Origin of the sequence: Pseudomonas sp. NPDC098740, from assembly GCF_044760065.1 — a bacterium.
Classification (GTDB): Bacteria; Pseudomonadota; Gammaproteobacteria; order Pseudomonadales; family Pseudomonadaceae; genus Aquipseudomonas; species Aquipseudomonas rossensis.
In genome coordinates this window covers 89,414-103,661 of the sequence record NZ_JBIWAM010000015.1, presented here as the reverse complement: position 1 = coordinate 103,661, position 14,248 = coordinate 89,414, and the positions used below count along the sequence as shown (strand labels likewise).

Genomic DNA, 14,248 nt, shown 5'->3' with positions numbered 1-14,248 from the left:
ACATGAAGCCATGACAAGCCATTCGACAAAGATTGCCACCGAGAACGATCCGCGCTGGGCCGCCGTCGTCGCGCGTGATCCCCGGGCAGACGGACAGTTTGTGTATGCGGTGAAAACCACCGGTATTTACTGCCGCCCCAGCAGCCTGGCGCGTTTGCCGAAACCGCAGAACGTCGAATTCTTCGACACGGCCGAGCAGGCGCAAGCCGCGGGTTATCGCCCTAGCAAACGAGCCGCGAAGGATCAAAGCGACATCGCCGCGCAACATGCTGCGACCGTGGCGGCCGCTTGCCGCCAGATCGAAACCGCGGAGAATCTGCCTGTCCTGAGCGAACTGGCTGTTGCTGCGGGCCTCAGTAGCTTTCACTTCCATCGTGTGTTCAAAGCGGTTACCGGTCTGACGCCCAAGGGTTACGCCGCGGCCCATCGTTCACGCAGGGTCCGTGAGCGCCTCGCGGACGGAGACTCGGTGACCGACGCGCTGTATGACGCCGGCTTCAACTCCAACAGCCGTTTCTATGAATCCGCCGATCAACTATTGGGCATGAAACCCGGTGATTACCGCGCCGCCGGTCAGAACAACGACATTCATTTTGCTGTCGGCCAATGTTCCCTGGGGGCGATTCTGGTAGCGCAGAGTGAGCGTGGTGTTTGCGCGATCCTGCTGGGCAATGACCCGCACCAACTGGTCTGCGATCTGCAGGACAAGTTTCGACGCGCGAATCTGATTGGCGCCGACCAAGAGTTCGAGCAACTGATCGCCAAGGTTGTTGGTTTTATCGAAGCGCCGGCCCTTGGCCTGGACTTGCCGCTGGATATTCGTGGCACCGCTTTTCAAGAACGGGTCTGGCAAGCCCTGCGGGAGATTCCCGCCGGTTGCACCGCCAGCTACGCCGATATCGCTCAACGAATCGGCGCGCCAAAAGCGATGCGCGCCGTGGCCCAAGCCTGCGGCGCGAACAATCTGGCGGTGGCGATTCCGTGCCACCGCGTGGTGCGCAGCGACGGCAACTTGTCGGGCTATCGCTGGGGTGTGGAACGCAAGCGTCAGTTGCTTGAACGCGAAAACCCGTCTGAATCCTGAATGCCGATATAGACCGACACTGAATCCGGGCTGGTATAGACCTCGAAGTCTGTGGCGAACGTGCGGCAAACCTGCGGGTTGTCCTTAAAGTAGGCCCAGATCAGGCCCCAAGTCTGAATGACGCTGTCCGGCATCGCCCCTTTGGCGCTGAACACCAGGTAATCGCCTCCCTCCACCTGAATCTGCGGAAAGTCCTGGGAGGGCGCGGTGACCGCCACCCCCGCGGTCACATCGAAGTGGCCCGAAGCGTCGGACTCGTAGTTGGAATAGACGCCGTATACAAAGGAATCCGGCTGCTTGTGGGCGATCTTGTCGAAGATTCCCTCAACGAAAAATTGTTCCCACATCGGGCCGATGCGCGCCGTGTCTGGTTGCTGCTCTGCGGCATTGCAGGTGCGCACTTGCAGGCCCGAGACGCTAAAGGGCCGCACTTCACGCTGCTTTACATCCATGGTCGATAGTCCTTGTCTCTGTCGTTTGTCTGTTTGATTGGCGGTGAGACAGTCAACGATTGACGTCGACCACCACCCGACCACGCAATTGGCCGGCGAGTAATCGCGGTGCAGCCTCGATCACTTCGCTCAAGCCGATTTCGTGGCTGATCAGCGGCAACAAGGTGAAGTCGAGATCCTTGGCCAGACGATTCCAGGCCAGTATCCGCTTGGCTTTGGGCTGAGTCACGCTGTTGATCCCGGCCAGGGTCACACCGCGCAAAATGAACGGGGCGACTGAAGCCGGGAAGTCCATGCCTTGCGCCAGGCCACACGCGGCGACAGTGCCGTTGGCCTTCGTGCTGGCACAGGCATTGGCCAGGGTGTGGCTGCCGACCGAGTCGATGACCGCCACCCAACGCTCCTTGGCCAAGGGCTTGCCCGGTTCGGACAGCGTGGCGCGGTCGATGATTTCGCTGGCGCCCAGTTGCTTGAGGTAATCGTGCTCGAAGGTTCGGCCGGTGGACGCGACCACCCGATAGCCGAGCTTGCTCAGCAGTGCGATGGCGAAACTGCCTACACCGCCATTGGCGCCGGTGACCAATACGTCGCCCTGCTCAGGCGTCACGCCATTATGTTCCAGCGCCAGGATGCTCAGCATCGCCGTGTAACCCGCCGTGCCGATGGCCATCGCTTGCGCCGCAGTGAACTCCTTGGGTAGCGGAATCAACCAGTCGCCATTCAAGCGAGCCTTCTGCGCCAGTCCGCCCCAATGTCCTTCGCCAACTCCCCAGCCATTGAGTACGACCTGATCACCGACCTTGTAGTCCGGATGCCCACTGACTTCGACAGTGCCTGCCAGATCGATCCCCGGCACCATCGGGAATTTTCGCACCACCGGGCTGCTGCCGGTGATCGCCAGGCCATCCTTGAAGTTCAGCGTGCTGTACGCCACACGCACAGTCACATCGCCTTCGGGCAGTTGATCGTCATTGATCTCTTGCAGTGTGGCCCGGTAACCGCTGTCGTCCTTGTCGATCAAAATGCCTTGGAACATTGCTGCCTCCAGATGAAATCACTCAATTTGGTGCAGTTGAAATAACACATAGCAACATTTCACCGTACTCGACTTTAAGCCAAGAGTGGCACACGAACTGAAAACTCGACTGGCCTTGTATCAGTCATTGCTGATACAAAAATGGTCCTACCGTCCCTGCCCTGTTATGACGTCGGAGAACCCTGCAAATGAGCAAATGGCCAGACACTCGCATTCTTGACCTGCTCGGCATTGAACTGCCGATCATCCAGGCGCCCATGGCCGGCGCGACCGGTACGGCCATGGTTATTGCAGCCAGTAACGCCGGCGGCCTGGGCTCGATGCCCGCCGCCATGTTGAGCATCGATCAGTTACGCGAGGAGCTGAAAACGATTCGCCAACACACTCAGCGCCCGATCAACGTCAACTACTTCTGCCATCAGCCACCCGCCGCCGATGAGCAACGCGCTCAAGACTGGAAGAATCTGCTGGAACCCTACTACCGGGAACTTGGCGTGGACTTCGACGCGCCGACGCCGGTGTCCAATCGAGCGCCGTTCGATAGCGCAGCCTGCGAAGTGATCGAAGAGTTTCGCCCCGAAGTCGTGAGTTTCCACTTCGGCCTGCCGGAAAAGTCCCTGCTGGATCGCGTGAAAGCCACTGGGGCGAAAGTGCTCTCCTCGGCCACCACCGTCGAAGAAGCCATTTGGCTCGAGCAGCACGGTTGTGACGCAATCATTGCCATGGGGTATGAAGCCGGTGGCCATCGGGGCATGTTTCTCAGTGATGATCTGAGCAGCCAGGTGGGGATCTTTGCGTTGGTGCCGCAGATCGTTGATGCCGTGAAAGTGCCGGTGATTGCTGCCGGCGGGATTGCCGATGCACGAGGCGTCGCGGCAGCGTTCCTGTTGGGGGCTTCGGCGGTGCAAGTGGGCACGGCGTACTTGTTCACGCCAGAGGCCAAGGTCAGCGCGTCTCATCACAAGGCGTTGCGCACCGCCAAGGAAAGTGAGACAGCCGTCACTAACATTTTCACCGGACGCCCGGCGCGTGGAATTCTCAATAGGGTGATGCGCGAACTCGGGCCCATGAGCGCCAAAGCACCGGCCTTCCCGCTGGCGGGTGGTGCGCTGATGCCGTTGCGGGCCAAGGGGGAAGCAGATTTCAGCAATCTCTGGGCGGGCCAGGCATTCACGCTGGGCGTTGAAATGACCACGGCTGAACTGACCCGGCGCTTGGCTGATGAAGGATTGGCCAAGTTGGTTCGTCGGTAAGACACGTCCGTGTAGCAGGGACATGCGCGACCTCAACAACGCGCATCCGACACATTCCGTTTGCGGGCATTTCGCTATATATTCCGCTATATAGCGTTTGCCCCCTCGCTGCACTTGCCTACAACGGAGCCGTTTCATGACCATTCGTGCCTCACGTTTTGCCCCCACCTGCCTGGCAACCCTGCTTGCAGTGTTCGCTTTCGGGTCCGCCCAGGCGGACGAAGTCCAGGTTGCCGTCGCCGCCAACTTCACTGCACCCATTCAGGCGATCGCCGCCGATTTCGAAAAAGACACCGGGCATAAACTGGTCACCTCCTTTGGTGCCACCGGCCAGTTCTACACCCAGATCAAGAACGGCGCACCGTTCGAAGTGTTCCTCTCGGCGGATGACACCACCCCGCAAAAACTCGAAACCGAAGGCGACACCGTCAAAGGCTCGCGCTTCACCTACGCCATCGGCACCCTGGCGCTGTGGTCGACCAAGGAAGGTTATGTCGATGCCAAGGGCGAAGTGCTGAAAAAGAACGAATACCAGCACCTGTCCATCGCCAACCCGAAAGCGGCGCCTTACGGTCTGGCCGCCACTCAGGTACTGGCCAAGCTGGGCCTGTCCGACCAGGTCAAAGCCAAGATCGTTGAAGGCCAGAACATCACCCAGGCCTATCAATTCGTTTCCACCGGCAACGCCGAACTGGGTTTTGTGGCCTTGTCGCAGATCTACAAAGACGGCAAAGTCACCGGCGGCTCGGCCTGGATCGTTCCAGCCGACATGCACGACCCGATCAAACAAGATGCGGTAATTCTCAACAAGGGCAAGGACAACCCGGCTGCCAAGGCGCTGGTTGAGTACCTCAAAGGCCCGAAAGCCGCCGCTGTCATCAAATCCTACGGTTACCAACTCTAAATGACGCTATCGAGTGCCGACTTTTCCGCCATCTGGCTGACCCTGAAACTGGCGTCGCTGACGACAGTCATCCTGCTGGTCATCGGCACTCCGATTGCATTATGGCTGTCGCGCACCCGCTCGTGGTTGCGCGGCCCGGTCGGGGCGATCGTCGCCCTGCCCCTGGTGCTGCCGCCGACGGTGATTGGCTTTTATCTGTTGCTGGCGCTCGGCCCTAACGGGTTTATCGGCCACTTCACCCAGTCACTGGGACTCGGCACCCTGACTTTCAGTTTTGCAGGGTTAGTGATCGGCTCGGTGCTCTACTCGATGCCGTTCGTGGTCCAGCCCCTGCAAAACGCTTTTTCTGCCATCGGCACTCGCCCCTTGGAAGTGGCCGCGACCTTACGCGCCAATCCCTGGGACACGTTTTTCAGCGTGATCCTGCCGCTGGCCCGCCCCGGTTTCATCACCGCCGCCATTCTCGGTTTCGCCCACACCGTGGGTGAATTCGGCGTGGTACTGATGATCGGCGGCAACATTCCCGATAAAACCCGCGTGGTCTCGGTGCAGATCTATGATCACGTCGAAGCCATGGAATACGCCCAAGCCCATTGGCTGGCCGGAGCGATGCTGGTGTTCTCCTTTATTGTGTTGCTGGCGCTCTACTCCAGCCGTAAAACCAAAGCGGGCTGGAGCTGATCGATGATTCATACGCGTTTAAAACTGAGGTATTCAGGGTTCGCCCTGGAAGTGGATCTGCAATTGCCCGGCCGCGGAGTCACTGCACTTTACGGTCATTCCGGTTCGGGCAAGACCACCTGCCTGCGCTGCATTGCTGGCCTGGAGAAGGCCGAGCAGGGATTCGTCCAGGTCAACGATGAAGTCTGGCAGGACAGCGACAAGAAGATTTTCGTGCCGCCACACAAACGTGCGTTGGGTTACGTCTTCCAGGAAGCCAGCCTGTTTCCCCATCTGTCGGTGCGGGCCAATCTGGAGTTCGGCCTCAAGCGTATTCCTCGCCAACAGCGCCGGGTCGACATGGCTCACGCGACTGAATTGCTCGGGATCGGCCATTTGCTGGATCGCCATCCGCAGCACCTTTCCGGCGGGGAACGGCAGCGGGTCGGCATCGCGCGCGCCCTGCTTACCAGCCCGAAACTATTGCTGATGGACGAGCCGCTGGCGGCATTGGATAGCCAGCGTAAAAACGAAATCCTGCCTTACCTGCAGCGACTGCACGATGAACTGGACATCCCGGTGCTGTACGTCAGCCACTCACAGGATGAAGTCGCGCGGTTAGCCGACCACCTCGTTCTGCTCAGCAACGGCAAGGCGCTGGCCAGCGGCCCTATAGGCGAAACGCTGGCCCGTCTCGACCTGCCCTTGGCGCTGGGCGACGACGCCGGCGTGGTGATCGAGGGCCACGTCAGTGCCCATGACGCCGACTACCAGTTGCTGACTCTGCAACTGCCCGACACGACCCTGAACATTCGAGTGGCTCACTCACCGATGGCCCTGGGGCAGACACTGCGCTGCAAGGTTCAGGCGCGGGATGTCAGCCTGAGCCTGCAAAGCGTCGAGCAAAGCAGCATCCTCAATCGCCTGCCGGTCACCGTGATCAGTGAAATGGGGGCGGACAACGCCGCCCACGTACTGATCCGTCTGGACGCTGGCGGCACACCGCTGCTGGCTCGGATCACCCGCTACTCCCGGGACCAATTGGGCGTGCACCCCGGCCAGCCACTCTGGGCACAGATCAAGGCGGTAGCAGTGCTGGCATAAATCCGCTGGCACGACTGCAATGGCGTGCGGTCAATGGCTGTAACGGCCCCTGATCCATTGCCAGGACTACCGCCATGCCCGATACCGCGCTGTCCGATGTGCTGCCATCCGACCTGCATTACGTCGATGACACCCAGCCCGGCATCACCCGCAAGAAACTGCGCGGCAAGTTCTGCTATCACGACCCTGCGGGTCAGCGCATTACCGATCAAGACGAGATAAAACGCATCAATGCCCTCGCCGTGCCCCCGGCCTACACCGATGTGTGGATCTGCGCAGACCCGCGCGGCCATCTGCAAGCTACCGGTCGTGATGCCAGAGGTCGAAAGCAATACCGTTATCACCCACGCTGGCGAGAAGTGCGCGATGCCGACAAATACTCGCGCCTACGAGACTTCGGCCTGGCCCTGCCGAAACTGCGCAAACAGCTTGAAACACTGTTGGCGGCTCCCGGTTTTAGCCGGGACAAGGTCATGGCCACGGTCATCACATTGCTCGATGCGACGCTGATCCGGGTCGGCAACACCCAGTACGCTCGGGACAACCGCTCCTACGGTTTGACCACCCTGCGCAACCGTCACGTCGAGGTCAACGGCAGCGCGATCCTGTTCCAGTTCCGCGGCAAGAGCGGCGTCGAGCATCAGATCACCGTGAAAGACCGACGCCTGGCGCGGATTATCAAACGCTGCCTGGAAATTCCCGGGCAAAACCTGTTTCAGTACCTGGATGAAAACGGTGAGCGACACACCGTCAGTTCCTCCGACGTCAACGCCTACCTGCAAACCCTCACCGGTGCCGACTTCACAGCCAAGGACTACCGCACCTGGGCCGGCAGCGCGTTGGCGTTGGCGGTTTTGCGGGAACTGCAGTGGGAGCCCGAGTCGGACGCCAAACGGCATGTGGTGGAGATGGTCAAGAACGTTGCCAAACAACTGGGCAACACCCCGGCCGTCTGCCGCAAGTGCTACATCCACCCGGCGGTGCTCGATGGTTTTCTTTTGGGTGCGTTGGCTGAGCTGCCCAGACCGCGAGCGCGCAAAGGGCTCAGGGCAGAGGAAGTCGGGCTGGCGGTGTTTTTGGAGAGGAGGGTCGCAATGGCTGAGGCGACGAACTGACCTGTCTATTTTTTTGCACGATCGCCAATGGCTTCTATAGTTGATGTGAACTGAATTAGCTGCGGTGACGCCATGGAAGACATTTTCGTTGTGAAGCGATGCAACAAGATCATCATCCATGGTCGCCGGGCCGGAGAACCCGATCATCCACCACCCGACGCCGCCGTCTGGTATCGCATCGCCGATACTCGAACCCGCGGCTTCATCGGTGACGGTTTCGATCGTGAAGAAGACGCCTTGCGTGAATGCTGGCAGCTCAATTCCAGGTCGCAAGTGACGGCCCGACAAGGCTAAGGTCACCTGCCTTTTAGGGGTCTATACTGAAAAAGCTGAAGGAACAGCGACCCCATCGGCAGAAAGCTCGCTCCCCGCGGGCTTTTTGCTGCCAATTACAGGTTTCTTGAACGGAGGTGTTTGCCATGTCCGAAAAAGAGTCCATCACCACTCTGCTCACCCTGCTCGACTCCCGTCAGGCTCGCCTTGCAGCGGCGTGCAAGGAAATCGCCGACTGGGTCGATCATCAAGGCGGGCACCCGACGGCCCTCAGAATCCGTGATCGGCTGAACGACATCGAGAAGGACGCGCCACTGATTCGCAATACGCTGTCTTCGCTCAAACCTGTCGACCCGCCCCTGCCGCGGTTCAGATGATTCGATCTGGACATCCTCAAGGACACGGCCTGATTCAGGACGCATGAACGGCGACTTTATCGTCACCGGGTGCGTCCTTGCCTGAGCGCTTCCTGCTACATCCCCAACCTAGCCTGGCGCTGGGCTTTTTTATGGCTGCGCAGTCTGTTTCACACTGCGTTCACATCTCAGGCTCTACATTGACCGGACTCCTTTGAAGAATCCCCTGGCCCGCCCGCATGCGGGCCTTTTTTTGCCCATTAATCAGGCAACGAACGTCGCCGTACGCTGGAGGTCAAACCATTACACGCAACGAAGGAGACGTCTGATGGTTACTCACTTCAAAGTTGGCGGGCATTTGGCCTGCGGTCACAAAGGCAGCAAACTCGTTTCAACCAGCGAACTGACCCGAGTGAAATGCAGAAGCTGCCGCAACACCGACGCGTTCAAGGATGCGCGCAAAGACCAGCGCAACGCTGCCCGCCGCGCCGCACGCAAAGCCAAAGTTACGCACACCGCCAATGACTGGCGTGCGGCTTGGGTCGAACGGCTCACCGCCATGGAAGGACTGCAACGATTGCCTCGTGGTTTTACCGGTCAGCCTTTCGTTTAGCTGACAGCATCAGCGGCTGAATCGAATTCACTCGATCCGGCCGCTGGCGCCATGATTTCCAGCAACGACATGCGCTTGAAGGCTTCGACCAGACCACGCCCCTCCTGGGGTGCACATGAGATGGCCAGCCGCATGGTCGCCTCCCCCAAATGCCAGATCAGAAACGCAGATTCCCGAACCCGCAACGCATTGCTGTCGGGGAATACTCGAAGCATCGCGTCGGCCAATAACCCGCCCGCAATACGACTCTCCTGCAGTTCCAACTCCATGAGCTGTTTGTCCGCCTGCATCCCGGACCAGATATCACGCATCGCCGGTGTAGCAAAAACGATCTCGTAATACTGATCGAGCAGATCCGAATAGGCTGCTTGCAATCCTTGCGCGTCCTCGACTGCACCCAACGCCTCTTCGATACAGCGACGGCTTTCGGCGTTATAGCGCTCGGCCAACATCCGAATCACCGAACTCTTGTCGGGAAAGTATTGATAAAGAGATCCGATCGATATCTCTGAACGCTCGGCAATTACACTCATTTTTAATTGATCGCTGCCCTTGGTCTCGATCAGCTGAGTTGCCACGGCCAGAATTCGCTCCTGCCGCTCTCGACTGCGTTGTTGCGTGGGGGTGCGCCGAGTCGGCTCTGAAACAAGCGGCTCGGGCCCCTCAGGGGTTTTCCTGGACACTGGCGTGCTTCCCGTTCAAGAACATGACATAGCCTCACCTTAGCACCGCCCGTCAGCGCGCCCAATAGGGAGCCTCCATACGTCGGTTTCTTCAGTTCTGTTGATTGACGGCATAACGTGAGCGTTTATCATCTTTTTAACATGAGTACTACTCACATTAATCCGATGGAGGTGAACGCGATGAAAACCAATCAAGAGAACATCCTGATTCTCGGCGCGACTGGCAAAACCGGTCGGCGAGTTGCCCAACGACTGGAAGCTGCCGGCCGGTCTGTGCGTCTGGGTTCCCGCGTGGCGACCCCACCCTTCGATTGGGAAGATCGAGCGTCCTGGGAAGCAGCCCTTGAGGGCATTCACGCGGTCTACCTCTCCTTTCAACCAGACCTCGCTGTCCCCGGCGCGCTCGAAACGGTTCAGGCATTCACCGATCAGGCAGTCAAAAGCGGCGTCAGCAAACTGGTGCTGCTGTCAGGGCGCGGCGAGGTCGAAGCGGAACAGGCCGAACGCGTCATCCAGAACAGCGGAGTCGACTGGACAATCCTGCGGGCCAGCTGGTTCTTCCAGAATTTCAGCGAGGCGCACTTCCTGGAGCCTATCCTTCAGGGGGAATTGGCCCTCCCCGTCGGTCATATCGCAGAGCCCTTCATCGACGCAGAAGACATCGCCGAGATCGCGGTCGAGGCGCTGACCAAATCAGAGCACTCAGGGCCACTCTATGAACTGACGGGCCCACGAGCGCTGACTTTTGCCGAAGCCGCTGATGAAATCGCCCGTGCGACAAAACGCGCAATCCGTTTCGCCGCAGTGCCACCGGAGGCTTATCGTCAGGCGTTGGGACAGGAAGAACTTCCTGCACAACTGATCGACCTGGTGCTGTATCTCTTCACCACCGTGCTTGATGGCCGCAATACACCGGTTGCCGATGGAGTGCAGCGTGCGCTGGGTCGGCCGGCGCGGGACTTTTCCGACTATGTACGGCGCACGGCTGCTACGGGCGTCTGGGCAAATGAGGGATGAAATCGAGTATTGCATTCCATCACGAACCCAATAACGGCACCAGCGTAGTGCCCCCCAGCACCCTGCCATTTTTGGCGGCAAACAGATTTCTCGACTAGGGTTCTATCGAATCGAAATGGCGCCGGCTGCGTTGGCGGGCCTTGATCAAGGAGGAGACAGATGACACCTATTCGTATTGCTGAGAAAACCTATCGCACTTGGTCCAGCCCTATCTTGCTTGAACTCAAAGAAAGACAGCATCAGCTCGATCCGGCAGCCCGTCAGGCCCTTCAAAATGTCTTGGTAGAGAGAAGGCTCGTCGATACCGGCAACCCTTCTGGCGAAGATCGACGCGGCGCTAATCCAGGGGCTAGCGGCCGGGATCAATAGCCGTGGCCGACTCAAAATAGCGGACCAGAAACAAACAAGGGTTTGCATCAGCTTTCGCCCGCAAACCCTTGATTTAAGATGGTGCCGAAGCCGGAATCGAACCGGCACGCCCTTACGAGCGGGGGATTTTAAGTCCATGATTTTCTACTTATAAATCATAAGCTTAGAGGTAGCATTTTTCCGCACCGCATACATTTTCCCTTCGTTCTAGGATAGTAAAACCAGCACCTCAAAATAAATTGCGGAAAGAAATCGGGCTGCAGGGATCCCGCATTCGAAGGCAAGACGGACGGACGTCGGTCTGTAGAAATGGCTTTTGCTAGCTGGATCGCCGATCAGGTGGGCCATACCAACGGCAACATGATCCGTAAGCACTACGGAACCTGCATCAATGAGGACGGACCGGACGTGGTGGGCATGCTGCAACTGGCCCTGAAACTGTCACCGGTTACAGCTCTACACTGAATCAACTCAGGCCGACGCTTTCGGCAAAGCGCCATACCGCGGTCAAGCTGGACCAGGTGCGCAACGGCTCACGTCTTGAGCGCACCGGCACCCAGCGTGCGCCGCTGCCGCCCAGGCGAATCGACACCCCCCAATCGGGGCCGCCCGCGATCCTGGCCACCAGGCGAACCGAGTTGACGTTGGCCGGCGGCTCAGGCGTCAACTCGAATTGCCCGACATTGATCAGCAGCCAGCCGCCACCCGGTTCGTTGCAGGCGTCGATTATTTACCCCTGCACCATGTGCCCGTCAGGCGGGATCATCCGCGGCAGGTTGGCCGCCTTGGATCCTTGTAGATACTGCTGCAGTTCAATGCGGGCTCGCCCAGAGTCGGCATCGCTCAAGCGTACCGGACATTCGAGCGTCGTCAGCTCAATCGGTGCCTGCCCCAGGTAGCGGGCGATCACGGCGACGGTAGCCAAGCCCTCATAGACTTACGACATGAAGGGTGCTCCCTGTTCGAAGAAGTGGGCCGAATGCATCGACCAGACAGTATGGGAATGGTAGACCAGCACGGTGGGGAGTAGTTTACACGGTCGCCAAAAAAGGCCCCCACACCTGCGCCAGGTGTGGGGGCCGATTGAACATAGGGCGGAATTCAATGTACCGGTCGTCAAAGACTGCAATCGCCCAAAAGGGCACATGCCATGCGACAGAAGTGCCCGAAAGATCCAGGACATTTCTGTCTCCCAACTGTTAAGTTTGTTATTTTGGAGCGACTAGAATGCGATATGGCAGGCATGCATGAAACACTGGACTGAGCCCAACGGAATACTTTTAATTCAAGTCCCAATCGATTGGCAGTACCTTAATTCAGGCCTTAGCGACTATGAAGAGAAGTCGCCTTACGGGTTTCAACCTTATGAAGACCCGTTAGGCTGCTTTCAGCTGAGTTGCTATCCGTTGAACGAACTTGCTCCCAGAATTGCCAAAGCCAATCCCAACGGAGTCAGAAAACTAAGCTGGAACGAGTCAAGGGAAGATAACTCCGAGTTTTGCACACATCTGTTTTTCGGCGCTTATTATGATCAAGCATTGATAGGTAAGTATATCTACGATGTAGGCCTTGAAGGCGACAAGAGGATTGCCGAACAGCTTGCAATCGTGAATAAAATTCTGAATTCGGTCGTAATAGTCCCCGAGAGTGATCGTAAACTGGCTGCAGACCTCGATAAGTTTGATCGATTTACAGGGGCTCTTGCAGCGTCATATGATCTTCTTTACTCAGCAATTGACGCTATGGCATTCATTGAGATCATTGCGATTGCAGCAAATCAAATAGATGCGCATTTAAGGTTGAGCTTGATAATTGCAAAACAGCTGGAGGAAAAGACAGACAATATCGAAATTAGATACCTTTTCCAGGCAGATGGTGAAAAGGGCATATCGGAGAGAAAAGTCTTCGATGATGCTTTAAAATTTCAAGTAATTGATGTGGAGACTGTCGATAGTTTGAATGAGCTCTATAATTCGAGAAATCGCGTTATCCACCGATACATAATCTCAGATATAAGATCGCGTGATCTTGTCGCGATTGCTGGAAAATATTTGAGTGCTTTGGAAAAAACACGTTTAATCCTTCGCGACTTTGAACAGAAACAAGCGGTCGTGCCCTATGGGTTGTACGGAACGAAGTGTGGGAAAACCTCTATTACGGACGACGCTATAAGACGATTATATGCGAAAGCAAATGACAAACATCTTCTCGAAAAATATAAAAGAAGCATTAGTGACAGAAAAAGCTAACAAGATGCTACAGGTCACACTTGACCCGCTGTGCACTTTTTTGCAACGCAAAGCGGTCATTCCTCCAAAGCACCGGCCTGTGAGTCGGTGACCGCTTTCGACCCTTTGCCGTCGGTCATGCTTCCCGGAAGCTGTCGTTCAAAGCCGAGCTAACAGGCCGCAACCTATGCCGCGCAGCGGCAGTCTTCGGTTGCGGTCCGAGTTGAGGGAAGGGTTAGACCTCAGTTGGCCGCGCATGATGATTTGGACTTTGGCTTACGCCTCCGTCGCCGACGGCCAGCCGATCCGTGCCGCACTACGAAGATTGGACTGAACGACTAAGCGATGAAACGGGGCAATGAGAAAAATATAGAGACGACCTAAGCGATTGTGGCAATGAACAACGGTCGACAGAGTCAAGTGACGTTTAGCTCCCGGCGACGACTGACCGGAACACAGAACAGAGAGCCTGAAGTCCAGGTGCTTGTCGTCTTCTCCAAGAACAACTTCAGTTGGACTTGTGCTGTAGATCTTAAAGATGCCGAGTCGGCCCGCTCCGCTCTCCGCATCCAGTGATGCGAGATGCTTAGCTGTCTTGAGGCCGAAACCGGCTACGAGCGCGTCTCGAACCGTTAAGAGGCTGCTGACCCAAGGCGCTTGGTGAGCGAAGATGAACCTCGCCAACAATTCGGGATTGGTTGACGCTCCGGTGGGAAGCTCGATCGAGTAAGCGTCGGCGAGAGTCATCGATGCGTAGGCTTTAGCAATCGCCGACTCCGGAGGAAGCGACACAGATGTTGCTTGATGGTGTTCGGTTGACATGTATGCGGCCTATGGTTCGTTTCTGAGGTCTAAAATTTCCACCACATGATCTGGCATCTCCTGCGGGAGCATTTGCCTAGCACTGTAATTGGCATCTTATTGGCCATCCGCCCGAATCGGCCTTGTGCCTTCGGACCAGGACTCGCTATCGAGCGACGACTTGAGGCGATATCTGTACTTCACGAAAAAGAACCTCAGTGCTGTCATTTTTTGGCCCTAGATGAGGGTTCGAGTACGAATCACAGGAAGCGTAGCATTGAATAGCCCCTGGCTTAATAA

The 14,248-nt window shown here is 57.4% G+C and carries 17 protein-coding genes and 1 pseudogene; 13 read left to right on the top strand and 5 right to left on the bottom strand.

All coding sequences use genetic code 11. From position 1 onward, the window contains the following. The first annotated feature begins 10 nt into the window (after positions 1 to 10). The gene (gene ada / locus ACIQU2_RS19335; protein ID WP_403143433.1) at positions 11 to 1,084 is read left to right on the top strand and encodes a bifunctional DNA-binding transcriptional regulator/O6-methylguanine-DNA methyltransferase Ada; all 1,074 of its coding nucleotides are present in this window, start codon (positions 11 to 13) and stop codon (positions 1,082 to 1,084) included. On the opposite strand, the gene ACIQU2_RS19330 is transcribed toward ada, so the two are convergent. Further along, a complete protein-coding gene (locus ACIQU2_RS19330; RefSeq protein ID WP_403143371.1) occupies positions 1,048 to 1,536 on the bottom strand; it encodes a GyrI-like domain-containing protein in 489 nt (162 codons plus the stop codon). The two genes, ada and ACIQU2_RS19330, sit on opposite strands and share 37 nt — an antisense overlap. 52 nt (positions 1,537 to 1,588) lie before the next feature. Next, positions 1,589 to 2,572 carry an MDR family oxidoreductase gene (locus ACIQU2_RS19325; protein WP_403143370.1) on the bottom strand — a complete coding sequence of 328 codons (984 nt, stop codon included), beginning with the start codon at positions 2,570 to 2,572 and terminating at the stop codon, positions 1,589 to 1,591. A 188-nt stretch (positions 2,573 to 2,760) separates the two neighbouring features. On the opposite strand from ACIQU2_RS19325, the gene ACIQU2_RS19320 reads away from it, so the two are divergent. The 8 genes from ACIQU2_RS19320 (at position 2,761) to ACIQU2_RS19285 (ending at position 8,850) form a co-directional block, all read left to right on the top strand. Further along, the gene (locus ACIQU2_RS19320; RefSeq protein WP_403143368.1) at positions 2,761 to 3,825 is read left to right on the top strand and encodes an NAD(P)H-dependent flavin oxidoreductase; all 1,065 of its coding nucleotides are present in this window, start codon (positions 2,761 to 2,763) and stop codon (positions 3,823 to 3,825) included. Between the two features lie 136 nt (positions 3,826 to 3,961). Beyond that, positions 3,962 to 4,729, top strand: coding sequence for a molybdate ABC transporter substrate-binding protein (modA, locus tag ACIQU2_RS19315; RefSeq protein WP_403143366.1), 768 nt, complete (start codon positions 3,962 to 3,964; stop codon positions 4,727 to 4,729). After that, positions 4,730 to 5,410, top strand: coding sequence for a molybdate ABC transporter permease subunit (gene modB / locus ACIQU2_RS19310; protein ID WP_403143365.1), 681 nt, complete (start codon positions 4,730 to 4,732; stop codon positions 5,408 to 5,410). Positions 5,411 to 5,413: 3 nt separating this feature from the next. After that, complete coding sequence (gene modC, locus ACIQU2_RS19305; protein ID WP_403143363.1) at positions 5,414 to 6,493, top strand: molybdenum ABC transporter ATP-binding protein; 1,080 nt, start codon at positions 5,414 to 5,416, stop codon at positions 6,491 to 6,493. Positions 6,494 to 6,567: 74 nt separating this feature from the next. Beyond that, the gene (locus tag ACIQU2_RS19300) at positions 6,568 to 7,608 is read left to right on the top strand and encodes a DNA topoisomerase IB (protein WP_347805624.1); all 1,041 of its coding nucleotides are present in this window, start codon (positions 6,568 to 6,570) and stop codon (positions 7,606 to 7,608) included. 72 nt (positions 7,609 to 7,680) lie between these two features. Next, positions 7,681 to 7,902, top strand: a complete 222-nt coding sequence (locus tag ACIQU2_RS19295; protein WP_347805625.1) for a hypothetical protein — start codon at positions 7,681 to 7,683, stop codon at positions 7,900 to 7,902. 125 nt (positions 7,903 to 8,027) lie between these two features. Next, on the top strand, positions 8,028 to 8,258 hold the full coding sequence (locus tag ACIQU2_RS19290; RefSeq protein ID WP_010460746.1) for a hypothetical protein: 231 nt from the start codon (positions 8,028 to 8,030) through the stop codon (positions 8,256 to 8,258). A gap of 307 nt (positions 8,259 to 8,565) precedes the next feature. Next, entirely contained in the window at positions 8,566 to 8,850 is a 285-nt protein-coding gene (locus ACIQU2_RS19285; protein WP_046047412.1) for a hypothetical protein, read from the top strand. Here ACIQU2_RS19285 and ACIQU2_RS19280 read toward each other — a convergent pair. Then, on the bottom strand, positions 8,847 to 9,533 hold the full coding sequence (locus tag ACIQU2_RS19280) for a TetR/AcrR family transcriptional regulator (protein WP_403143361.1): 687 nt from the start codon (positions 9,531 to 9,533) through the stop codon (positions 8,847 to 8,849). The genes ACIQU2_RS19285 and ACIQU2_RS19280 overlap by 4 nt on opposite strands. Before the next feature lie 180 nt (positions 9,534 to 9,713). Here ACIQU2_RS19280 and ACIQU2_RS19275 point away from each other — a divergent pair, with 180 nt between their 5' ends. The 3 genes and pseudogenes from ACIQU2_RS19275 to ACIQU2_RS19265 all read left to right on the top strand — a co-directional run. Beyond that, on the top strand, positions 9,714 to 10,550 hold the full coding sequence (locus ACIQU2_RS19275) for an NAD(P)H-binding protein (protein WP_403143358.1): 837 nt from the start codon (positions 9,714 to 9,716) through the stop codon (positions 10,548 to 10,550). A gap of 159 nt (positions 10,551 to 10,709) precedes the next feature. Continuing rightward, entirely contained in the window at positions 10,710 to 10,919 is a 210-nt protein-coding gene (locus ACIQU2_RS19270; protein ID WP_347805628.1) for a hypothetical protein, read from the top strand. A 309-nt stretch (positions 10,920 to 11,228) separates the two neighbouring features. Beyond that, positions 11,229 to 11,384: pseudogene (locus tag ACIQU2_RS19265) on the top strand (site-specific integrase); the annotation flags it as partial. 1 nt (position 11,385) lies between these two features. On the opposite strand, the gene ACIQU2_RS19260 reads toward ACIQU2_RS19265, so the two are convergent. Beyond that, a complete protein-coding gene (locus tag ACIQU2_RS19260) occupies positions 11,386 to 11,586 on the bottom strand; it encodes a hypothetical protein (RefSeq protein WP_347806479.1) in 201 nt (66 codons plus the stop codon). Between the two features lie 580 nt (positions 11,587 to 12,166). Here ACIQU2_RS19260 and ACIQU2_RS19255 point away from each other — a divergent pair. Beyond that, positions 12,167 to 13,168: a hypothetical protein gene (locus ACIQU2_RS19255; protein ID WP_403143353.1), complete on the top strand. Its 1,002-nt coding sequence runs from the start codon at positions 12,167 to 12,169 to the stop codon at positions 13,166 to 13,168. A gap of 255 nt (positions 13,169 to 13,423) precedes the next feature. On the opposite strand, the gene ACIQU2_RS19250 is transcribed toward ACIQU2_RS19255, so the two are convergent. Beyond that, the gene (locus tag ACIQU2_RS19250; RefSeq protein WP_403143351.1) at positions 13,424 to 13,969 is read right to left on the bottom strand and encodes a DUF2867 domain-containing protein; all 546 of its coding nucleotides are present in this window, start codon (positions 13,967 to 13,969) and stop codon (positions 13,424 to 13,426) included. Positions 13,970 to 14,248 lie beyond the last annotated feature (279 nt).